Raw genomic sequence first — 20,137 nt, 5'->3', positions numbered from 1 at the left:
CTATGCAATGGAGCAAAGCCGTCTGCCTGTTGGTGTGTGTGCTGGGGATTGTCCTGCTCGGCGATGGGAACGCCTTGGCGGAGCGGCGTTATGACACGCATGGTGACGTCATCGCCCTGGGCGCCGAAGAGTTCACCGGCGTGGTCGAAGGGATCCGGGAGAAGCAGCCCGGCTCGTCACAGATCATTGTTATCAACGACAGTGTGTATACCATCGACAAGGAGGCGGTTTTTCGCACCCGTTCGGGCGGCCCGACCAGCGTTGCCTATTTTAAAACCGGCATGGCGGTGAAATTCTATGCCCTTGGTTCGGTGCTGACCAAGATGTGGGAAGTGACGGAGCAGGGGCCATCGGTCGGCCAGGAACCGGTCCCCGCAACCCAACAAAAGAACGTTGTTCCTTTTCGGCAGGAGGGCGGGGTGTGGAAGAATTGACCCGTAGCGTCCCCAGGTTGCCGTTTTCAGCGGATGCCGGTATGGTGAACAAAACAGCGAATCAGCATGGCTTTACGTTGATCGAGGTTGTGGTTACGATTGGGATCATGGCGATTGTGAGCGCGATTGCCATTCCCAACATGATTGGTTGGCGGGCGGAACGACAACTGCGGGGAGCCGTCAACAATCTTGTCGGCGACCTGCAGTTGGCCAAGATAACAGCCATCCGGGAAGCGGAGCATGTGGCGGTGGTCTGCAACACCGGAGCGGGTTCCTCCTACCGGGTCTTTATCGATAAAAACTTGAATTGGACCGAGGATGCCGATGATCGGCTGTTGCGCAACGTGACCACGCCACCGGGGGTGGTGATCGACAGTACAACTTTTACCAACAATCGGACCCGATTTAGGCCCGATGGCATACCTTCTTTCATTGGTACTGTAACATTTGAAAACTCATCCCAAATATCACCGTTGAAGGTGGTGATAAATCGTGTGGGGCGAATTCGAATTGAATAGCGACTAAGGCACGCAATCAAGAACTGATTGTTGCGATAATCGACACAGCCTGGTCAGGCGTCGTCCGGGGAGGGCGATTTCCACCCTTTACTTCATGATTCGGGCAAAGAATCATAGAGATTCTCGCTTTTTCCGCTTTTTTTTTTTCAATTATCCCGCTGGAGTTGACCCAGGATCGAGCCATCGGGACCGATCACCTCGACAATCAGGGGCATGGCCCCAACCGCATGGGTGGAACAGGCCAGGCAGGGATCAAAGGCGCGAATTACCGCTTCTATGCGGTTGAGCAACCCCTCGCGTGGGGTGACGCCGTCAAGATAACGCCGAGCCGCCTGGAGAATGCCGCGATTCATGGCAAGATTGTTGTGACCCGTGGCAATGATCAGGTTGGCCCATTCGAGCAGACCATCGTCATTGACCCTATAGTGGTGGATCAACGTCCCACGTGGGGCCTCGGTCACGCCTATTCCTTCACACTTATTCACTCCGGCCACAGCTCGCACGGTGCTGTCGAGAATGGCCCGATCACTCAGCAGTTTCTCGATCATCTCGATCGCATAAACCACCTCGATCAGCCGAGCGTAATGGGCATAAAAGGAACCAAGGTGCAGGCCATCCACAAGACTCCGGAACTGGAGTAATTCCTGATCCGCCAGTTCGGTGCCGCATCGGGCGGCAAGATTGAGACGGGCAAGCGGTCCGACCCGATACATCCCCTCGGGATATCCTTGAGGCTTATAGTAGGGGAATTTGAGAAAAGTCCACGGTTCAACAGCCTCGTCGATCACTTCTCTATAGCGTGAAGGAGCGAGATGATCGACGACCAGGGCTCCGGTGGGGTCGATGATTCGCATCCCTCCGTCATAATGTTCCAGGTTGCCGTCTCTGTCGGTTAGCCCCAGAAAGAGGCTGGGAAAATGGGCGAAAATTTGGATATATTCTTCGTGTTGTTCAAGCGATTGCTTAAAGCGATGCAGATGATCAAGGGCAAGGGTCTTGACCGTGGGAATTTCTCGAAGCAGCTCGTCTCGCGCTCGTTCATCCAGCGGCGAACGGACCCCGCCGGGCACCACCCAGGCCGGATGAATGCGCCGTCCGGCCAGGCGTTCGATCACCTGCTGGCCGAATTGGCGCAACCTGATCCCGTCACGGGCAAACTGCGGATGGGCGGCGGCGAGACCGAAGAAATTGCGGGATGCCGGGGGGTGGTCCATGCCCAGGAGAAAGTCAGGGGCGGAAAGGTAAAAATAGCTGAGGGCATGGGATTGGATAATCTGCCCCAGATTGAGCACCCGTCGCAGTTGCTTGGCGGTTTCCGGAATGGCGACCGCCAGTAGCTGGTCGCAAGCCTTGGCCGAAGCCAGTTCGTGGCTGATGGGGCAGATGCCGCAGGTTCTGGCTGTGAGCGACGGCATCTCGAAAAACGGCCGACCCTCGACGAATTTTTCAAAACCCCGGAACTGGGTCACTTGGAAACGAGCATTTTGTACCTGGCCGGCGTCATCGAGAAAGAGTTGGATTCGGGCGTGTCCTTCAATGCGAGTGATTGGCTCGATGGTAATAAGCTGTTTCATGCAAGACTCCTACGCGCCAAAACGGGTTGCGAGTCGAAGGTCGTTCACCTTTCCCGCAGCCACGGCGCTGAGTGCGGCAAAAAGAGTGTCGGCGGCGGGAGGGCATCCTGGAATGAACAGATCCACCTGGACAAAACAATGCAGCGGCAGGGCCTTGCTATTGAGCACCGGCAGGTTGTCGGCGGGAATGAGCGGGTTGAGGGGGTCTTGGTCGATGTACACCGACCGAAGAATCCTTTCCGCCCCGACAACATTGCGCATGGCTGGAACATTGCCGGTGACGGCACAGTCACCCATGGCGATCAGAAACCTGCTGCGTTGACGGGCGACGACAAGTTTGCGCTCGTCCTCCTTGGAACTCACCGCTCCTTCGATGCATACCGCATCGACGGCTTCGGGAAAGGTTTTGACATCCATCAACGGACTGTAGACAACATCCAGCATGGCGGCCAGATCGAGCAGTCGTTCATCGGTATCCAGCAAGGACATGTGACAGCCGGAGCAGCCATCGAGCCAAAGGGTTGCGATCCGTGGTGTGTTCATCGGCGGTCCACCGTGCGGTTGGCGAGGAGATAGGGGAGAAACGGCCTTTTTTTATGCAGTTCCGCTACGGACGTGCCCTTTTCGCACAGAGCCCCGGTTGGGCAGACATGAACGCACTTGCCGCAACCGGTGCAGGTTTCGGAGGCCCCCCAAGAGGTATCAAGATCCGCAACAATCAGGCTGTGGATGCCCCGATGCTTGATGTCCCAGGTGTGGGCGCCTTCAATCTCCGCGCATACACGCACGCAACGGGTGCAGAGGACGCAGCGGTTGTGATCGAGAACGAAACGACTGTGCGAGGCATCCACCGTGAGAGCCGGGAAACGATAGGCCATTTCCACGTGATCGACCCCAAATTCCCGGGCCAGATCCTGCAACTCGCAGTGACCGTTGGCAACGCACACCGCGCAGACATGGTTGCGCTCCGAAAAGAGCAGCTCGATGATGGCGCGACGGTATTGAAGAATTTTGTCCGATTGGGTGGTCACCACCATGCCTTCTTGTATGGGGGTGACGCAGGCGGCGTGCAGTTTGTCGCTGCCGTTGATTTGCACCATGCAGAGCCGGCATGATCCGGGTGTCGACAACCCTTCCAATGCACAAAGGGTGGGGATGGAAATGTCGTTTTCCCGCGCCACATGGAGGATGGTTTCCGCGGCGAGCCCGCTTACTTCCCGGCCGTCGATCCGCAAGGTGAGAACTTGTGTTGTCATTGTTCCTCCTCCTGAATGGGCGGATGCGCAACGATCCGGTCCAGATACTCTTGACGAAAATACCGCAGGGTGCTGAGCACCGGGTTGGGAGCCGATTGGCCGAGACCGCAAAGGCTGGTATTTTTCACCAAATCGCACAGCGCTTCCAGCTTTGCAAGGTCAAGCAAAGTGGCCCTGGATTGCTGAAACAGGGTGAGCAGGTGGTGGATCTGGGCGGTTCCCACCCGGCAGGGAGTGCATTGGCCGCAGGACTCATCCATGCTGAACTCCATGAAATATTTGACAATATCGACCATGTTCGTGGTTTCGTCGATGACAATCATGCCGCCCGATCCCATGATTGATCCCAGGGCGCGCAAGCTCTCGAAGCTCACCGGGGTGTCCAGATGTTCGGCCGGAATGCATCCTCCCGACGGTCCCCCGGTCTGAACGGCTTTCAAGGCGTGACCACCGGGAATGCCTCCACCGATGTCAAAAACAATCTCCCGCAGGCTCATACCCATGGGCACCTCGATCAGGCCGCTGTTGCGAATTTTTCCCGTAAGGGCAAAGACTTTGGTGCCCTTGCTCTGTTCGGTGCCCAAGGCGGCAAGCTTTTCCGGGCCATGGGCAATGATTGGCGGCACATTGGCATAGGTTTCCACATTGTTGATCAGGGTGGGGCGGCCCCAGAGTCCTTGTTCCGCAGGGTAAGGGGGGCGTGGCCGAGGGATGCCTCGCTTGCCTTCCACCGATTGGATGAGGGCTGTTTCTTCGCCGCAGACAAAGGCGCCTGCTCCAAGGCGGAGCTGAATATCAAGATCCAGGGAAGAGCCGCAAACGGCATGACCCAGAAAATTCAGGCGCTCGGCTTCGCGGATGGCCAGTTTGAGTCGTTTCACCGCCAATGGATATTCGGCTCGCACATAAATGTAGCCACTGGTCGCGCCGACCGCGTAGGCGGCGATGATCATCCCTTCCAAAACGGCATGGGGGGTGCTTTCCAGGATGGAGCGATCCATGAAAGCTCCTGGATCGCCTTCGTCCGCATTGCAGATCAGGTATTTTTTTTCTCCTGTGGCCTTGGCAACGGTCGCCCATTTGAGCCCAGTGGGGTAGCCTGCCCCGCCTCGGCCACGCAATCCGCTTTCTTGCACGCGGCGGATGACATCGGATGGGCGCATTTCGGTGAGCGCTTGAACAACGGCCAGATAACCGCCAGCCGCCAAATAGTCGTCGACGCTTTCCGGGTCGATCCGGCCGGAGAGTGCCAGCACATTTTTATGCTGCCGTTTGAAAAATGGCAGGTCCGATGGCAGAAAAAGGCGCTGCAGAGGGGCTTTGCCAAGGGATGCGACCAGATCCTCGGCATCTTCGGGCGTGACCGCCTGGTAGAAAATTTCCTCGGGTTGCACCAAGACAATGGGGCCCAGGGCACACAGTCCCATGCAGCCGACTTTGCGCACCGAAATCTGTTCCTGCAGGCCTCGCTCGGCGATGACGCTTCGCAGCGCGGCGATGATCTCCTCGTTGCGCGGACAGCCAAGACCGGCGCACACTAGAAAGTGGTGGGTAAATCCATTCAAAGAGCGTCGATGGGCATCCGCGCGGCGGATGAGTTCCTCACGTTGCATCGCCAATCCACTCCTTAATGAGGCGAATTGCCTCGTCAAAGTTCTTTTTTCCAATGAGTTCGCCGTCGGAAACGATCACGGGCGCGAGGGCGCAGGCGCCGACACATCGGACTTCCACAAGGGAGAGATGGTTGTCGGGAGTGGTTTCTCCGGGGCGCAGATGGTACTGCTCACCCAGCCAGGCGAGTATTTGATCGTTACCCTTCACATGGCATGCGGTGCCGGTGCACACGGCCAACGTATGGTTTCCTTTGGGTTTCAGTCTGAAGTGATTGTAAAACGTGGCCACACCAAAGACCCTGGCTGGAGGAATTTTGAGTTTTTCCGCAATGTAAGCCAAGGTATCCCGATCCAGATAGCCCAGGGTTTCCTGGGCGGTGTGCAAGGTCTCGATCAGGGCATCCGGGCGAAAGTCATGGCGGTGAATGGTTCGATCGATGGCTTGTCGTTGCCGCGTGTCGACCGAATGGCGGGAATGATTGTCGCACATGCGATGAGCCTCCTGGGAAAGGAGATGAGAGCTGAAAAATCAACTCGTTGCTTTTCATCTTTTCCCATTTTTGCTGATCAGCGCAACGCTTCTTTTGTCCTGTTGCTGTTTTCCCTTGATGGTTTCGATGATCGTTTTTGCAGATAAATTTTCAATTTTGTAAGTTATTTTTATAAAAAATGACAATAGGAAGATTAAATTTGTTAAAGGGTGAGCGGTTGTGCGGATAAATGGTATTATTCATTTAATTTTCAATTATTTGCGTTGTTGTTATTTTTTGGCATTAAAAGTGCTAGTACATTGTACCGAGTAAAACGAGTGAAATGTATAACCATGCAACAGCGCAATATCGAAGGAAAAAGGAGGCAAACAAGAAAGTGGGTGGGTTGCGGGCACGCATCGAGTGCGGCGGGTTCATGAAAACCGGGGCAAACAGGGGTCCGCGACGCTGAAAATGAAGTGAAATCGATAGCCGTTTCGACGGGAATTCTTCTTGGTCGACATCGCTAACGGTTTCAATCGAGAATCTGTCGGGTAGCCCGATTACCAATTGTAATGGCAGGAGGCAAAAGAATCGGCCACTGCCCAACGAAGGAGAAATCTATGAAATTTGTCAGTGCGATCATAAAACCGTTTAAGTTGAACGAGGTGCGAGAGTGTTTAACGGCTCTCGGCGTGAAAGGGGTTACCGTGACCGAGGTCAAAGGATTCGGGCGGCAAAAAGGACACACCGAGATGTATCGTGGTGCTGAATATGTCATAGAGTTTTTGCCAAAATTAAAAGTTGAAGTGGCGATTGACGACAGTCAGCTCGAACAGGTCGTCGAGGGAATCAAACAGGCGGCGACGACCGGCAAGATCGGCGATGGCAAGATTTTTGTTTTTGACCTTGAACATGTAATGCGAATCAGAACCGGGGAAACCGGTTCCGAAGCACTCTAACCGAAAGGAGTTCGTCCATGAAGAAATCAACAGTTGTCTCTTCTCTGATCTTGGCGGCAATCGCTGTGGTGGCCGCCGCAATGCCCGTCCTTGCCGAAACCGCTGCTCCTGTCCCTGAAAAGGGGGACACTGCGTGGATGATTGTCGCAACACTGTTGGTGACCCTGATGACCATTCCCGGCCTGGCGTTGTTTTATGGCGGGTTGGTTCGAAGCAAAAACATGCTGTCGGTATTGATGCAGGTCTTCACGATTTTCTCTCTGTGTGTGGTGCTTTGGGTGGTCTATGGGTACAGTGTTGCCTTCACGGAAGGGACCGCTTTTTTTGGCGGATTTGGCAAAGTGCTGCTCAAGGGAGTGGGGATTGATTCAGTGGCAGGGACGTTCAGTAAAGGCGTGGTCATTCCGGAGCTGATTTATGTCTTTTTCCAGGCCACCTTCGCGGCCATCACGCCGGCGTTGATCATTGGAGCGTTCGCGGAACGGATGAAATTCTCGGCTGTGCTCGCCTTTATCGTTTTGTGGTTTACCTTTGCCTATCTGCCGATCGCTCATATGGTCTGGTACTGGGCCGGTCCAGATGCATACACCGACGCCGAGGCCGGCGCCAGAGCGGCTTCGACGGCAGGGTTCCTGTTTCAGAAAGGAGCCATTGATTTTGCCGGTGGCACGGTGGTTCATATCAACGCAGCCATTGCCGGTTTGATTGGCGCTTACATGGTCGGCAAGCGCGTCGGCTATGGGAGGGAATCCATGGCACCGCACAGCTTGACCATGACCATGATTGGCGCCTGTCTCCTGTGGGTTGGCTGGTTTGGTTTCAATGCAGGTTCAAATCTCGAGGCCACGGGATTGGCTGCCCTCGCCTTTGGTAATACCATGCTGGCCACTGCCGCGGCTGCGCTTTCCTGGACGTTCGCGGAATGGATACTGAAAGGGAAGCCGTCCATGTTGGGTGCGGCCTCGGGTGCGGTTGCCGGTCTTGTCGCTGTCACTCCTGCTTGTGGCTGGGTTGGCATAGGTGGCGCCTTGGTGATCGGCTTGGCCGCAGGCGTCGTCTGTCTCTGGGGGGTCAATGGTCTCAAGCGCCTTCTGGGCGCGGACGATGCGCTTGATGTTTTCGGTGTCCATGGAGTGGGGGGGATACTTGGCGCTGTGTTGACCGGCATCTTCGCTGATCCGGCTTTGGGTGGTGTCGGTATCTATGATTATGTTGCCAACAAGGTGGCTGACTACTCCATCGGCAATCAGGTGATCAGTCAGTTCTGGGGCATTGGAACGACCATCATCTGGTCCGGTGTGGTATCAATCGTGGCCTATAAACTGGTGGATATGACTATTGGTTTGCGGGTTACCGAGGAGGAAGAGCGGGAAGGGCTGGATACGGTCAGTCATGGTGAGTCGGCGTATCATTATTGATCTCCTTGGGAATGGTTGGGGGGAAACGGGCGTCATCGTGATGCCCGTTTGTATTGCATGGAAAAAGCTTATCGGGAAAGGGCAGCGGCGGGCTGAATGCTGCAACAAGTTTTGCAATAACCTGTCGATTGGTTTATCATTGGCCACCATTCCATGAACGGACAATGTTGTAGTATGCCGAGATCTTCGGCAATACTTTCTACCCGCAGGTGAACAATGATCAACAAAGTGATATTAATCGGTAATTTGGGTGCTGATCCTGAAATCCGCTATACCCAGAACGGAACGCCGGTGGCAACATTTACCATGGCGACCACGGAAAGACGCAAAGGACAGGACGGTCAGGTTCAGGAGCAGACCGAATGGCACAGAGTCGTGGCTTGGCAGCGGTTGGCGGAGATCTGTGGTGAGTATCTTTCGAAGGGGTCCAAGGTGTACATCGAGGGGAAGTTGCAGACGAGGAAATGGAAGGACCAGAACGGGAATGACCGCTATACCACTGAAATCGTGGCTCGAGAGATGAAAATGCTCTCACCGAGAGTCGCCGCGTCCGGTGGAGGCGAATATGGAGGAGGTGGAGCGGGGTACGGTGGCGATCCTTTTCCCGAGCCGCCGCCCATGGGAGATGATGTGCCGTTTTAGGCCGATGGCGGAATACGAGGACATGAAGCCCGGGTGAATCTGTGATCCATCCGGGCTTTATTGCGTATTTTTTGCTAGTTTCTTGACGGGTCTGTTGCTGAAGGGTTCGACGGGATTGGCTGTTGGCGGGTTGAACGCCGTTGCGCCAGAGGGCCGAACCGTCGCGAGTATTTGATGTTTCACCCTCTTGACCTAGGCTCGCTAACCGCTCAAGAAGGAAGTGTATCGAGTTTTTTGGCTCCCCTCTTGGAAGTAGCCGCGCTTCTCGTGGTTAATCGTGTTGACGCGAGGCTTTTTATTTCAACGGCTGGACGCCTAACCAATCGGAAGCAATGAGGTTGGATAGCATTTGTCGCGACGGTCCGGCGGTGGAGCCCCTCCCAAGGGATCCTTGGACGGTGATGGTCCGAAACGCAATAAGAGGTGTGCGAATTGGGCAGATTGACCAGTGGCCTGTTGTTGGTTTATTGGCAAAGGGTGATAAACAGCAATGCACAAGAAGGGAGGTGAAAATAATAGATATTCGGAGGGAAGGTTAAATAAAAAAGATGATCGATTTTGGTCAATTTGCACATTTTGAATACTTAGCTCAGGATTTGTGTCCTGGTGGGGGTTAAGGAATTCGACTCCATTGTCAAGGAACTATTTTTCTTGACAGATGATAGTCGGGTCGGTAATGAATAGCCGTTCATTTTCATTATCTATACTAACCTGCTGTTCACAGAAGGTTTCGCTTATTTTTATCACGTCAAAGGGAGAGTCTAATTCATGGTAACGGAACTGGTACTTTCAGCAATCGCCCTCATTGGAATTGCTCTCGTTGTGCCGCTGTTCATGCTGGTAACAACGGTCTTCGGGCCCCGAGCCGGTGGCAGGGCAAAGAATGATCCATACGAGAGCGGCGTCAAACGCATGATTGGTTTGGCAGAGCAGAAATTCAGTGTCAAATTTTATCTGCTCGCCATTCTGTTTCTTTTGTTTGATATAGAGGCAGTGTTCATGTATCCGTGGGCGGTTAGTGTGCGCGAGCTGGGCTGGTTTGGATTCACTGAAATGGTGGTGTTCATGGCGCTGCTTTTGACCGGTCTTATTTATATCATCAAGAAAGGGGTGCTCAATTGGCGTTAGGATTAGAAGCAAGTCTAGGTGATTCGGTACTTACCACCAAGCTGGATGCAGTCATCAATTGGGGGCGTGAGTACTCTCTGTGGCCGTTTGTATTCGGAACCGCCTGCTGCGCGATCGAATTCATGAGTGCCGCCGCAAGTCAACTCGATATTTCCCGATGGGGCGCTGAGGTTGTTCGATTTTCTCCCCGTCAGGCCGATCTGTTGCTCGTGTGCGGGACCATTAGTTATAAGCAGGCGCCGATTCTCAAACGAATTTATGAACAAATGCCCGAGCCCAAATGGGTCGTGGCCATGGGGGCGTGTGCCAGTTCTGGCGGTGTTTATGACAACTATTGCACCGTGCAGGGTATTGACACGATTATTCCTGTGGATGTTTACATCTCAGGATGTCCTCCGCGGCCCGAGGCTGTTCTGGATGCGTTGATGAAGATCCAGGACAAAATCAAGGGTGAAAGTGTGCTTAACGATCGCCACAAAGATTTCAAGGGGATTCTCGATTGATTATGAATACGACGGCGCTAGAACTTATCCAGGCCGCGTTTCCGGAGGCGCCCTGCACGGCAACAATCGATTCTGTGGTTCTTACCGTGCAACCAGAGTACCTCGAAAAAACGCTTTCTCGCCTGAAAAATGATCCCACACTCAACTTCAGTCTGCTGCTTGATGTTACCGCGGTTGACTATCTCAACTATCCCGAGTGGCACGAGGCACGTTTTTTTGTTGTCTATACCCTCCGTAATTGGGAACAGAATCGGCTGGTGCAGGTGAGGGTCCCGGTAGCTGACCCCGAGGTGGGTATACCCACCGCCACCGGCTTGTGGGATTCTGCCAACTGGGGCGAACGCGAGACCTACGACCAGTACGGCATCGTTTTTCAAGGGCATCCCGATCTGCGCAGGATTCTCAATCATTGGCAATTTCAGGGACATCCGTTGCGGAAGGATTATCCGATCGAACAAGGTCAGATCTGTTACGAAAGCGATAGTCTGGAAAAAGAAATCAAGGCGCGATTGCAGCAGAATGGTGTTGATCAGACCCTGATGGAGGATATTCATACCGAGATCATGTATCTCAATCTTGGTCCCTCCCATCCGGCGACCCATGGCGCCATCCGCATTTTGACTGCTCTTGATGGAGAGACTATTCTCGCCAATGTCAACGAAATCGGTTATCTGCATCGCGGTTTCGAAAAAACTGCAGAAAATCGAACCTATAACCAGGTTATTCCACTCACCGACAGGCTCAATTATTGTTCAGCCCTGATGAACAACATCGCTTACGCCAAGGCGGTGGAATCCTGGCTCGGGATAGATATTACCGAGCGGGCCAAATTCATGCGGGTCATTCTCGCCGAGTTTTTCCGGGTGCAGGACCATTTGGTCTGTATTGCCGCTAACTTGGTTGATATGGGTGGTTTGACCAACTACTGGTATCTGTATAATGAGAAGGAGGCCTCCTACGATTTCATCAGCCGTTTGACCGGTGCCCGCCTAACCAGTTCATTCACTCGAATCGGTGGCATGTACCGTGATTTTTACGAGGGTTGGGAAGCGGACATGGAGAAGCAGTTGTGCGATATCGAAAAGGGAGTCAACGATTCGCTGAAGCTGGTGCTCAAGAACCGCATTGTCCATGATAGAACGCAAAATGTTTGCGTTATGCCGGCCGATAAGGCCTTGTCGTATGGCTTCACTGGACCATGCCTCCGGGCCAGTGGGGTGCCGTTTGATTTGCGCAAGGATAACCCGTACTACCATTACGATGCGTTTGATTTCACCATTCCTCTTGGCTCCAAGGGGGATATCTATGACCGGATTATGATCCGGTACGAAGAAATTTTCCAAAGCATCAGTATCATCCGCCAAGCTATGAAGATGATACCTGCTGGATCGGTTAATATTAGTAATAATAACGTATTCTTGCCTCCGAAAACGGAAGTCTATTCCAACATCGAAGGTTTGGCCAGTCACTTCAAGCTGGTCTTTGAAGGTGTCAAGGCTCCTGCTGGAGAATGGTATGATTCCTTCGAAGCTGCCAATGGTGAACTCGGTTTTTACTTTGTCTCCGATGGCTCCGGAAAACCGTATAAGTGCAAGGTTCGCCCGCCGTGCTTCTATATGATGGGTGGATTCCATGAAATGGTCGAGGGGGAAATGATTGCGGACGCAGTTATCAATCTCGGCAGCATCAACATTATCGGCGGAGAGTTGGACAGATGAGTGATCGATCACAGCTAATAGAAACGGGAAAACCGTTCGCTTTTGATGCGCAACGCGATGCCGAGTTTGAACGGTTGGCCAAACGCTATCCCACCCGTGAGTCTCTGATACTTCCTTCCCTGTGGCTTGTTCAAGAGCAGGAGGGGTGGATTAGTGCTGAAGCCATGGCCTATATCGCTGATCGCATAGGGACCTTTGCCAGTATGGTGTACGAGGCTGCCACTTTTTACACCATGTACAACCTGCAACCCAAGGGCAAGTATCATATCTGTGTCTGTCGAACCCTGTCCTGTTACCTCCTGGGAAAACAGGAAATCGTCGACTATTTACAACAGGAATTGGGCATCAAACCCGGAGACGTCAGCGCTGACGGAGAGTTCAGTCTCGAAGAGGTGGAATGTCTGGGGCACTGCGGCACCGCTCCCGTGGTTCAGGTCAATGGTGAGTTCTACGAGAACATGAATGTGGACAAACTCAAAGAACTCTTGGCCACGCTGAAATAAGGAGAGCGAACGATATGCAAGTAAAAGTACTGAGTGCACGATTTGATATACCGGACGCCCACAAGATTGAAGTCGCCAAGGAACATGGGGCATACGCCACGTTGGACAAAGTCTTTGCCATGCAACCCGAAGAGGTGATTGAATTGGTGAAGGCTAGCGGGTTAAGAGGGCGCGGTGGTGCCGGCTTTCCCACCGGACTGAAGTGGAGTTTTTTGCCGAAAAACATCGATAAACCGGTGTATTTGGCTGTAAACTCCGACGAATCCGAGCCGGCGACCTTCAAAGACCGCTATATTTTGGTCCGTGATCCGCATATGCTGATTGAGGGAATCATCATCTGCTGTTACGCGATCAAAAGCCATGCGGCTTATATCTATATCCGCGGTGAATACACCACTCAAGTCAAGGCCCTTCAAGCTGCCATCGACGAGGCGTATGCCGCCGGGTATCTCGGCGATACCATCGCCGGTAAGGACTATAAACTCGATGTGACCGTGCATCGCGGCGCAGGCGCCTATGTCTGCGGTGAAGAAACCGCCTTGCTGGAATCCATCGAGGGGCGTAAGGGGCAACCACGCAGTAAACCGCCGTTTCCCGCAGTCGAGGGACTATATGGTTGCCCGACGATCATCAACAACGTCCAGAGTATTGCTTCGTTACCGTTCATTTTGGCCAATGGATCGGATGCATACAAAGCCTATGGTACGGAAAAAAGCCCTGGAACCCATCTGTTCGGCATCTCCGGTCTGGTCAAGAAACCGGGCATGTACGAACTTCCCTTGGGGTTGCCTCTGCTTGAGGTGATTGACAAGGTTGCAGGTGGTGTGCGAGATGGGCGCAAGCTCAAAGGGGTTATTCCCGGTGGAAGCTCTACTCCTGTCCTGACGCCAGAAGAAGCCCAAACCGTGACCTTGGACTACGAGTCAATGGCGGCCCACAAAACCATGTTTGGTTCGGGGGGAATTGTTGTGCTCGACGATACGGTCGACATGGTGAAGCTGGTAGAGAATCTCATCTATTTTTACCACCATGAGTCCTGCGGGCAATGCACGCCCTGCCGTGAAGGCTTGGGTTGGATGCTCAAGATTGTCAAGAAAATCATCCGCGGTGAGGGGACGATAGCCGACATCGATCTGTTGACCGAATTGTGCGATAACATCGAAATGAAGACTGTGTGCGTACTTTCGGCGGCTTGTACCATGTCGACACGCAGTTACTTGAATAAATTCCGGCATGAATTCGAGGCGTACGTGAATGGCGGTGCCTCAGCTCAGACCGCGATGTAACGGGGATAAGGGTTACCATGGCTGATAAGGTAAAACTGTTTGTGAACGGACAGGAAGTAGAAGTTGAATCAGGGAAAAATCTGATTGACGCTATTGGTGCTGTCGGCATTGAGATTCCCCATCTTTGCTATCATCCGGCGCTGGGGGCAGATGGTAACTGCCGCATGTGTCTTGTTGGTATTGAAGATGGCCGGCCTCCTCTGGTCCCGGCATGCAAGACTCGAGCTGTTGAAGGCATGAAAGTTCAGCTGGATACAGACAAAATTAAAAAGATCCAGCGTGATATCATGGAGCTGGAGCTGATCAATCACCCGATTGATTGTCCTATTTGTGATCAAGCGGGCGAATGTAAATTGCAGGATTACTACATGAAGTATGATGGTCAGAAAAGTAGAATGACCGTCAAACCCGTGCTCAAGGCCAAAAAAATGGATTTTGGCTGCGGGGTTGTTCATGATCAGGAACGTTGCGTTTTGTGCGCTCGCTGTGTGCGATTTACCCGATTGATCACCAAGACCGGTGAATTGGGAATTGTCAATCGTACCGACGCGGCACGGGTAAATATTTTCCCCGGTCGGCCTCTCAACAACCGCTATGCTCTAAACGTTGTCGATCTTTGTCCAGTCGGGGCCATGACCTCCAGGGACTTCCGCTTCAAGCAACGATCTTGGTTTCTGACCAAGAGTAAAGGGATTTGTCAGGGATGCAGCAAGGGATGCAACATTTTCATTGATCATAATCGGGAGAAATACAAAGACGATGTCATTTATCGTTTTCGCCCGCGACTCAATGATAAAGTCAACGGTTATTTTATATGCGACGATGGCCGCATGAGCTACAAGGTTGAGAACGAGAATCGTCTCAACACCGCCCTGATTGCCGGCAAAGAATCAGGGTTCAATGCAACCATTGAAGCGCTCCGGCGGGAAATCAGCCAAGCCAGCAAGGTTGTTTTCCTGTTGTCCCCGAATAACTCACTGGAACAGATGTATGCCCTGCAGCAATTAGCCATTGCAAGCAATGCGGTGGTGACAGGGTTCTGTGACGGCTATAGCAAGGCTGGCGACGGTGACGACTTCCTCATTCAGGATGATAAATCAGCAAACCGTGCTTCGTTCACCCTCCTGGGTATCGATAGTTCTCGTGCCGGATTTGATGCTGCAATCAGCGGGGCCGATCTTTTGATCAGTTTCCAAAATGATTTGTCCAAATCGTTGACCGTCGCAGAATTCGATCAACTTCTCAGCTCGGTCAAAGTAGCGTATGTAGGCAGTTCCCTTGATGGTTGCGCGGTCAAGGCGACCATTGCTTTGCCCGTCGCGTCCTACACAGAAGATGCCGGGACCTTGATCAATGTCGATCAGATTTTGCAGCAGTATGAAATCGCCGTTGTCAAGAACACACCCGCTTTCAATTTAATTCATGTCGTCAATCTGCTTGGCGGACCCGTCAAGGATTATCATGAAGCTCGTGCCGAGATAATGGCGAACGTTGCCGCTTTGAACGGTATCGATCTGGAGCAGGTTCCCGGTGAAGGGTTAGCATTAACCGATAGCGAGGTCTCAAATGTCGCAGCTTGATATCCTACTACTTGTTCTTAGGGTCGCCTTTGGAGCGTTTGTTCCGCTCTGCTTCATCGCGGTCCTCGTTTGGATGGAGCGTCGTGGTGCCGCTTTTTTTCAAGATAGATCAGGTCCCAATCGGGCCAATATTTTAGGTTTTCGTGCTGGAGGTCTAGTTCAAAATCTTGCCGATGCGGTTAAATTGATCACCAAGGAAGATGTGATCCCCGATCATGTCAAGCATAAATTCTATTTCGTGCTTGCACCTGTGATCGTTTTTTTTATCGCCTTGGTTTCTTTTGCTGCCATACCTTTCGCGGATGCCTTGGTCATCAATGGCAAGGAATACATAATGCAGGCCATTCCCACGGATCTTGGTATTCTATGGTTCCTTGCATTGGCAGGCTTTTCTGTATACGGCATTATTCTCGCTGGATGGTCATCGCACAATAAATACGGTATTCTTGGAGGGTTGCGTGCCGCTGCCCAAGTCATCAGCTATGAAATCCCCATGGGATTGGCAATCATTAGTCTTCTCATCGTTTATGGGACAGTCAGTCTGACCGAAATGGCGCAACTTCAAGGGCAGCTCCTGTTCGGCTTCATCCCGATGTGGGGTGTCGTTCTACAACCCCTTGGTGCGGTGATTTTTATAGTGGCCGCTTTTGCGGAAACCAACAGAACACCCTTTGATCTTGCCGAGGGTGAAAGTGAACTGGTCGCGGGCTTCCATGTTGAATACAGTTCCATGAAATTTGGTATGTTCTTCATGGGGGAATATGTAGCCCTTTTCACTTCCAGTGCAATTATCGTCACTCTTTTCTTCGGTGGATTTCAAATACCATGGTTCGCCACTGAAACTCTGGTGAATCACGCACGGCCCGTCACTGTGTTGATGATGTTGCTTCTTCCTGTTTTTGCCAAAGTCTTTGCGATGTGGATCAGCAAAAATAATAGAAGCCACTATGATCGTGTCGATGACCCTCGTGTTCGTGAAGCGCAAATATATATCAAAGGATTGTGGGGATTGGTCGCCGCGATTGAAATCGTCCTCTTTATTTATCTGATCACTGTTTCTGGTGGCGTGGCTGACCGCATTTTAGTGACGATCCTGCAAATCATCACCTTTCTTGTAAAGACGACACTCATGTGTTTCGTGTATGTCTGGGTTCGTTGGACGTTACCTCGTTTTCGCTATGATCAGCTGCAGAAATTGGGTTGGCAAACACTCCTGCCGCTTTCGTTGCTGAACATTTTCGTCACAAGTGCAATCGTCGTTGCATTGAGCTAAGAGAGGAGCTGGCATGAGTGGAAAAACCAAAATAATGGAACGTAAAGGCAAAGACCTTTACGAACGGTTGTACCTGGTTGAGGTGTTCAAAGGGATGGCGGTGACCTTTGGTCACTTTATCTCGAACTTCCTTGATAACTCAAAATTGTATGTCCGACATTATCCCGAGCAAAAGCCAGAGATTACCGCGCGCTGGCGAGGACGGCATCGACTGACGAAACATGAGGATGGGACCATGAAATGTGTCGCCTGCTTCATGTGTCAGACGAACTGCCCAGCCAAGTGCATCATGATTGAGGCCGGTGAACGGGTTGACGGCAGGACTGAAAAAATGCCGGTCAGATTTGATATTGACCTGCTTGAGTGCATCTATTGTGGCTACTGCGTGGAAGCGTGCCCAATGGATGCTATCAGAATGGACACTGGTATATTTTCAGTCACCGGTGACAAGCGATCGTCCTTTGTTATGACATTGAATGATTTGCTTGCCACGCCAGGGGCATTTACCGAAGAAGAGTATAAGAAAGGGGGCGCTTGATATCATGTTTGCCGACGGGCTATTTATTGGATTTGCCGTGCTTGCCGTTTTGGGAGCAGCGGGGCTGGTTCTATTTCGACATCCGATGAACGGAGCGATGAGCTTTGTGGTGACGCTGATATCCTTGGCGGGATTGTACGCACTGCTCTCTGCAAAATTAATCTTCGCCCTGCAACTGATCGTTTATGCAGGAGCAATTATGTCGCTCATCGTCTTTATCATCATGTTCTTAAACATCCAACCTGACGATCTTCCGAAAGAAGAAACCAAGCTCCTCTATATCATTGGAGGTTCGATTATCGTTCTTCCTGTTGGTCTTTTCTTGGTTAAGATCGTGAAAAGTATCCCCATGTCCTCCGCCGCATTGATTGGAAACGATTTCGGTGGCGTAAAACAGGTGGGTTTACTGTTGTTTAAGGATTGGCTGGTGCCATTTGAAATCGTTTCGATCTTGCTGCTTGTCTCCTTGATCGGTGCGGTTGTTCTTGCTGGAAAGAGGGGGAGTATCAAATGATTCACAGTTATTTGTATCTCAGTATCATCCTTTTTTGCCTGGGTATTGTTGGTGTGATTTCCAGACGCAATGTTTTTACCGTATTCATGTCTATAGAACTGATGCTCAATGCGGCAAATCTTACTTTTGTCGCTTTTGCCCGTGTTCATGAGAGTATGGACGGTCATGTTCTGGCGATGATGGTGATGGCTGTGGCCGCTGCTGAAGCCGCCCTGGCCCTTGCCGTCGTGATTTTGTTGCATAAACATAAAAGTAAGCTTGACACCAACGTGTTTAGCCTGCTGAAAGGGTGATTCCATGGAACAAAGTGTAAATTATCTGGGTCTGATACCGCTTTTTCCATTAATGGGAGCAGTATTTATCGGACTTCTCCACGTTTTTAGCTGTGATCGGTATAAATTGCCAGAGAAGGTTTATGGCCTGCTTGCTTGCATTGGGCCTATCCTTTCCTTTGTCATGGCGCTTAAGGTTTTTTTCGCGCTCAAAGCGCTGCCGGTTGATAGCCGATTTTTGAGCCACAAAGCCTTCACTTGGTTCAGTGTCGGTGATCTGCACGTTAACATGGGATTTCTCGCTGATCCTCTGTCGTGTTTAATGCTGTTGTTTGTCACTTTGATCGGTTCTCTTATTCATGTCTACTCCATAGGCTATATGGGAGGCGACAAAAACTACGGCAAGTTTTTTGCCTACATGAACCTCTTTCTCGGTAGCATGCTGGTGCTCGTACTTGGCGACGGGCCGGTGGTCATGTTTGTCGGGTGGGAAGGCGTTGGACTCTGTTCATATCTATTGATTAGCTATTACAGCGAAGACCGAAGCAACGTACTGGCTGGTAACAAAGCTTTTATCGTCAACCGGATCGGCGATTTTGGTTTTGTTCTCGGCATGGCCTTTCTGTTCTGGGCTATTGGCGGCCAGGGTTTTGACTACTTATCCCTCAAGGCCAATGTCCATCACCTGACGCCCGCCATTGCATTAACTGTTTGCCTGCTCCTGTTTGTCGGTGCCACCGGCAAATCGGCTCAGATACCCTTGTATGTGTGGTTACCCGATGCAATGGCAGGTCCGACTCCGGTTTCCGCATTGATCCATGCCGCCACCATGGTTACTGCCGGTGTCTACATGGTTGCCCGATTCAGTTTCCTGTATGCCCATGTAGAGATGGCCGGGACTATTGTTGCATGGGTCGGGATACTGACCGCTTTGCTGGCCGCCATATTTGGTATGTTTCAAGACGATATCAAGAAGGTTCTTGCTTACTCGACCGTCAGCCAATTGGGCTATATGTTCGCCGGTGTGGGTGTTGCAGCCTATTCTGCTGGTATTTTCCATGTGTTCACCCATGCTTTTTTCAAGGCACTGCTCTTCCTCGGTGCCGGTTCGGTGATCTATGCCCTGCATCATGAGCAGAACATCTGGAAAATGGGTGGGTTGAAAAGCAAAATGCCGAAGACCTATATCACAATGGTAATCGGTGCCCTTGCCTTGGCTGGATGTCCTCCGTTCTCTGGTTTCTTCAGTAAGGATGAGATTCTCTACAGCGCCCTTGCGACAGGTCATTACGGTATCTGGGCCGTGGGTGTGCTGGTTGCAGGGATGACCGCCTACTATACCTTCAGGATGATCTTCGTCGTCTTCCACGGGCAACCACGCGACCAACATGCCTACGATCATGCTCAGGAATCGCCTGCTGTCATGACCGTTCCCCTCATTATCCTGGCGGTTGGAGCTGTTTTCGCCGGATTCCTGAATGTGCCAGGAGGGCAAACTGTTTCTCATTGGCTTGCTCCCAGCTTGACGGAACACCATCCCCATGGTGGAGCTTTTGCCATGGTTTTCGCCATGGTTACCAGCATTATCGCTTTCGCGATTGGTATTAAAATCGCGTACACAAAGTTTGGCCAAGGTGGTCCCGAGCCGGTCTTCAATGGGTTCGAGGTGTTTGCCTACAATAAATTCTATGTCGATGAGTTGTATAACGCCGTGTTTGTTCAGCCATATAAGGCAATCGGCTCAAGCATCTGGAGAATCATTGAGCCGAATGTCACCGACGCGCCAGTTAAAGGGATTTCCAGGCTGTATATGATTCTCGGGGCAGCCTTCAAGGTTTTCCAAGTCGGTTATGTCAGGGTTTATGCCATTTACATGATCGTGGGGCTGAGTCTTATGAGCCTGTTCCTTTCTCAATCGTTGAACTGATAAGGTGA

Annotated in this window: 21 protein-coding genes; 16 read left to right on the top strand and 5 right to left on the bottom strand. The window is 51.9% G+C overall.

All coding sequences use genetic code 11. The annotated features are described in order from the left end of the window. Nucleotides 1–2: 2 nt before the first annotated feature. Complete coding sequence (locus DESPR_RS10320; protein ID WP_015724760.1) at nt 3–434, top strand: hypothetical protein; 432 nt, start codon at nt 3–5, stop codon at nt 432–434. Next, nucleotides 422–952 (top strand): GspH/FimT family pseudopilin, encoded by a 531-nt coding sequence (locus DESPR_RS10315; RefSeq protein WP_015724759.1) that lies wholly within the window; start codon nt 422–424, stop codon nt 950–952. Before DESPR_RS10320 ends, DESPR_RS10315 begins: the two co-directional genes overlap by 13 nt. A gap of 146 nt (nt 953–1,098) precedes the next feature. Here the strand turns inward: DESPR_RS10315 and DESPR_RS10310 are convergent, their stop codons facing one another. The 5 genes from DESPR_RS10310 to DESPR_RS19220 are packed head-to-tail and all read right to left on the bottom strand — an operon-like array spanning nt 1,099 to nt 5,885. Next, on the bottom strand, nt 1,099–2,526 hold the full coding sequence (locus DESPR_RS10310; protein ID WP_015724758.1) for a Ni/Fe hydrogenase subunit alpha: 1,428 nt from the start codon (nt 2,524–2,526) through the stop codon (nt 1,099–1,101). A gap of 9 nt (nt 2,527–2,535) precedes the next feature. Next, complete coding sequence (locus DESPR_RS10305; protein ID WP_015724757.1) at nt 2,536–3,069, bottom strand: NADH-quinone oxidoreductase subunit B family protein; 534 nt, start codon at nt 3,067–3,069, stop codon at nt 2,536–2,538. After that, nucleotides 3,066–3,782: a bidirectional hydrogenase complex protein HoxU gene (hoxU, locus tag DESPR_RS10300; RefSeq protein ID WP_015724756.1), complete on the bottom strand. Its 717-nt coding sequence runs from the start codon at nt 3,780–3,782 to the stop codon at nt 3,066–3,068. The genes DESPR_RS10305 and hoxU overlap by 4 nt, the downstream gene beginning before the upstream one ends. Then, nucleotides 3,779–5,395, bottom strand: coding sequence for a NuoF family protein (locus tag DESPR_RS10295; RefSeq protein ID WP_015724755.1), 1,617 nt, complete (start codon nt 5,393–5,395; stop codon nt 3,779–3,781). Before DESPR_RS10295 ends, hoxU begins: the two co-directional genes overlap by 4 nt. Beyond that, the gene (locus tag DESPR_RS19220; protein WP_015724754.1) at nt 5,385–5,885 is read right to left on the bottom strand and encodes an NAD(P)H-dependent oxidoreductase subunit E; all 501 of its coding nucleotides are present in this window, start codon (nt 5,883–5,885) and stop codon (nt 5,385–5,387) included. Before DESPR_RS19220 ends, DESPR_RS10295 begins: the two co-directional genes overlap by 11 nt. Nucleotides 5,886–6,488: 603 nt before the next feature. Between DESPR_RS19220 and DESPR_RS10285 the strand changes: the two genes are divergently transcribed. The 14 genes from DESPR_RS10285 (at nt 6,489) to nuoL (ending at nt 20,129) form a co-directional block, all read left to right on the top strand. Then, nucleotides 6,489–6,827 carry a P-II family nitrogen regulator gene (locus DESPR_RS10285; protein WP_015724753.1) on the top strand — a complete coding sequence of 113 codons (339 nt, stop codon included), beginning with the start codon at nt 6,489–6,491 and terminating at the stop codon, nt 6,825–6,827. Between the two features lie 17 nt (nt 6,828–6,844). After that, the gene (locus tag DESPR_RS10280; protein WP_015724752.1) at nt 6,845–8,245 is read left to right on the top strand and encodes an ammonium transporter; all 1,401 of its coding nucleotides are present in this window, start codon (nt 6,845–6,847) and stop codon (nt 8,243–8,245) included. 216 nt (nt 8,246–8,461) lie between these two features. Further along, a complete protein-coding gene (locus tag DESPR_RS10275; protein WP_015724751.1) occupies nt 8,462–8,887 on the top strand; it encodes a single-stranded DNA-binding protein in 426 nt (141 codons plus the stop codon). Nucleotides 8,888–9,655: 768 nt separating this feature from the next. Continuing rightward, nucleotides 9,656–10,015: an NADH-quinone oxidoreductase subunit A gene (locus DESPR_RS10270; protein ID WP_015724750.1), complete on the top strand. Its 360-nt coding sequence runs from the start codon at nt 9,656–9,658 to the stop codon at nt 10,013–10,015. Then, nucleotides 10,006–10,518: an NADH-quinone oxidoreductase subunit B gene (locus DESPR_RS10265; RefSeq protein ID WP_015724749.1), complete on the top strand. Its 513-nt coding sequence runs from the start codon at nt 10,006–10,008 to the stop codon at nt 10,516–10,518. Before DESPR_RS10270 ends, DESPR_RS10265 begins: the two co-directional genes overlap by 10 nt. Before the next feature lie 2 nt (nt 10,519–10,520). Next, nucleotides 10,521–12,236 carry an NADH-quinone oxidoreductase subunit D gene (locus DESPR_RS10260; protein WP_015724748.1) on the top strand — a complete coding sequence of 572 codons (1,716 nt, stop codon included), beginning with the start codon at nt 10,521–10,523 and terminating at the stop codon, nt 12,234–12,236. Next, nucleotides 12,233–12,739, top strand: a complete 507-nt coding sequence (locus DESPR_RS10255; protein ID WP_015724747.1) for an NADH-quinone oxidoreductase subunit NuoE family protein — start codon at nt 12,233–12,235, stop codon at nt 12,737–12,739. Before DESPR_RS10260 ends, DESPR_RS10255 begins: the two co-directional genes overlap by 4 nt. Nucleotides 12,740–12,753: 14 nt before the next feature. Beyond that, on the top strand, nt 12,754–14,025 hold the full coding sequence (nuoF, locus tag DESPR_RS10250) for an NADH-quinone oxidoreductase subunit NuoF (RefSeq protein ID WP_015724746.1): 1,272 nt from the start codon (nt 12,754–12,756) through the stop codon (nt 14,023–14,025). A 17-nt stretch (nt 14,026–14,042) separates the two neighbouring features. Continuing rightward, nucleotides 14,043–15,605, top strand: a complete 1,563-nt coding sequence (locus DESPR_RS10245; protein ID WP_015724745.1) for an NADH-quinone oxidoreductase subunit G — start codon at nt 14,043–14,045, stop codon at nt 15,603–15,605. Beyond that, nucleotides 15,592–16,878: a complex I subunit 1/NuoH family protein gene (locus DESPR_RS10240; RefSeq protein WP_015724744.1), complete on the top strand. Its 1,287-nt coding sequence runs from the start codon at nt 15,592–15,594 to the stop codon at nt 16,876–16,878. The genes DESPR_RS10245 and DESPR_RS10240 overlap by 14 nt, the downstream gene beginning before the upstream one ends. A 13-nt stretch (nt 16,879–16,891) precedes the next feature. Continuing rightward, entirely contained in the window at nt 16,892–17,416 is a 525-nt protein-coding gene (locus DESPR_RS10235) for a NuoI/complex I 23 kDa subunit family protein (protein ID WP_015724743.1), read from the top strand. A gap of 4 nt (nt 17,417–17,420) precedes the next feature. After that, entirely contained in the window at nt 17,421–17,930 is a 510-nt protein-coding gene (locus tag DESPR_RS10230; protein ID WP_043769959.1) for an NADH-quinone oxidoreductase subunit J family protein, read from the top strand. Further along, a complete protein-coding gene (nuoK, locus tag DESPR_RS10225) occupies nt 17,927–18,223 on the top strand; it encodes an NADH-quinone oxidoreductase subunit NuoK (protein WP_015724741.1) in 297 nt (98 codons plus the stop codon). The genes DESPR_RS10230 and nuoK overlap by 4 nt, the downstream gene beginning before the upstream one ends. Nucleotides 18,224–18,227: 4 nt before the next feature. Next, nucleotides 18,228–20,129 carry an NADH-quinone oxidoreductase subunit L gene (nuoL, locus tag DESPR_RS10220; RefSeq protein WP_015724740.1) on the top strand — a complete coding sequence of 634 codons (1,902 nt, stop codon included), beginning with the start codon at nt 18,228–18,230 and terminating at the stop codon, nt 20,127–20,129. Nucleotides 20,130–20,137: the final 8 nt, after the last annotated feature.

It is taken from the genome of Desulfobulbus propionicus DSM 2032 (genome assembly GCF_000186885.1).
Classification (GTDB): domain Bacteria; phylum Desulfobacterota; class Desulfobulbia; order Desulfobulbales; family Desulfobulbaceae; genus Desulfobulbus; species Desulfobulbus propionicus.
The sequence above is the reverse complement of the archived record's forward strand: the minus strand, read 5'-3'. Positions and strand labels throughout refer to the sequence as shown.

Bases quoted from the DNA above. Each gene is read 5' to 3' on its own strand.
- hoxU (WP_015724756.1), bottom strand. From the start codon at position 3,782: ATGACAACACAAGTTCTCACCTTGCGGATCGACGGCCGGGAAGTAAGC.
- DESPR_RS10295 (WP_015724755.1), bottom strand. From the start codon at position 5,395: ATGCAACGTGAGGAACTCATCCGCCGCGCGGATGCCCATCGACGCTCT.
- nuoK (WP_015724741.1), top strand. From the start codon at position 17,927: ATGATTCACAGTTATTTGTATCTCAGTATCATCCTTTTTTGCCTGGGT.
- DESPR_RS10245 (WP_015724745.1), top strand. From the start codon at position 14,043: ATGGCTGATAAGGTAAAACTGTTTGTGAACGGACAGGAAGTAGAAGTT.
- DESPR_RS10275 (WP_015724751.1), top strand. From the start codon at position 8,462: ATGATCAACAAAGTGATATTAATCGGTAATTTGGGTGCTGATCCTGAA.
- DESPR_RS19220 (WP_015724754.1), bottom strand. From the start codon at position 5,885: ATGTGCGACAATCATTCCCGCCATTCGGTCGACACGCGGCAACGACAA.
- DESPR_RS10260 (WP_015724748.1), top strand. From the start codon at position 10,521: ATGAATACGACGGCGCTAGAACTTATCCAGGCCGCGTTTCCGGAGGCG.
- nuoL (WP_015724740.1), top strand. From the start codon at position 18,228: ATGGAACAAAGTGTAAATTATCTGGGTCTGATACCGCTTTTTCCATTA.
- DESPR_RS10230 (WP_043769959.1), top strand. From the start codon at position 17,421: ATGTTTGCCGACGGGCTATTTATTGGATTTGCCGTGCTTGCCGTTTTG.
- DESPR_RS10320 (WP_015724760.1), top strand. From the start codon at position 3: ATGCAATGGAGCAAAGCCGTCTGCCTGTTGGTGTGTGTGCTGGGGATT.
- DESPR_RS10310 (WP_015724758.1), bottom strand. From the start codon at position 2,526: ATGAAACAGCTTATTACCATCGAGCCAATCACTCGCATTGAAGGACAC.
- DESPR_RS10270 (WP_015724750.1), top strand. From the start codon at position 9,656: ATGGTAACGGAACTGGTACTTTCAGCAATCGCCCTCATTGGAATTGCT.
- DESPR_RS10235 (WP_015724743.1), top strand. From the start codon at position 16,892: ATGAGTGGAAAAACCAAAATAATGGAACGTAAAGGCAAAGACCTTTAC.
- DESPR_RS10305 (WP_015724757.1), bottom strand. From the start codon at position 3,069: ATGAACACACCACGGATCGCAACCCTTTGGCTCGATGGCTGCTCCGGC.
- DESPR_RS10280 (WP_015724752.1), top strand. From the start codon at position 6,845: ATGAAGAAATCAACAGTTGTCTCTTCTCTGATCTTGGCGGCAATCGCT.
- DESPR_RS10240 (WP_015724744.1), top strand. From the start codon at position 15,592: ATGTCGCAGCTTGATATCCTACTACTTGTTCTTAGGGTCGCCTTTGGA.
- nuoF (WP_015724746.1), top strand. From the start codon at position 12,754: ATGCAAGTAAAAGTACTGAGTGCACGATTTGATATACCGGACGCCCAC.
- DESPR_RS10285 (WP_015724753.1), top strand. From the start codon at position 6,489: ATGAAATTTGTCAGTGCGATCATAAAACCGTTTAAGTTGAACGAGGTG.
- DESPR_RS10255 (WP_015724747.1), top strand. From the start codon at position 12,233: ATGAGTGATCGATCACAGCTAATAGAAACGGGAAAACCGTTCGCTTTT.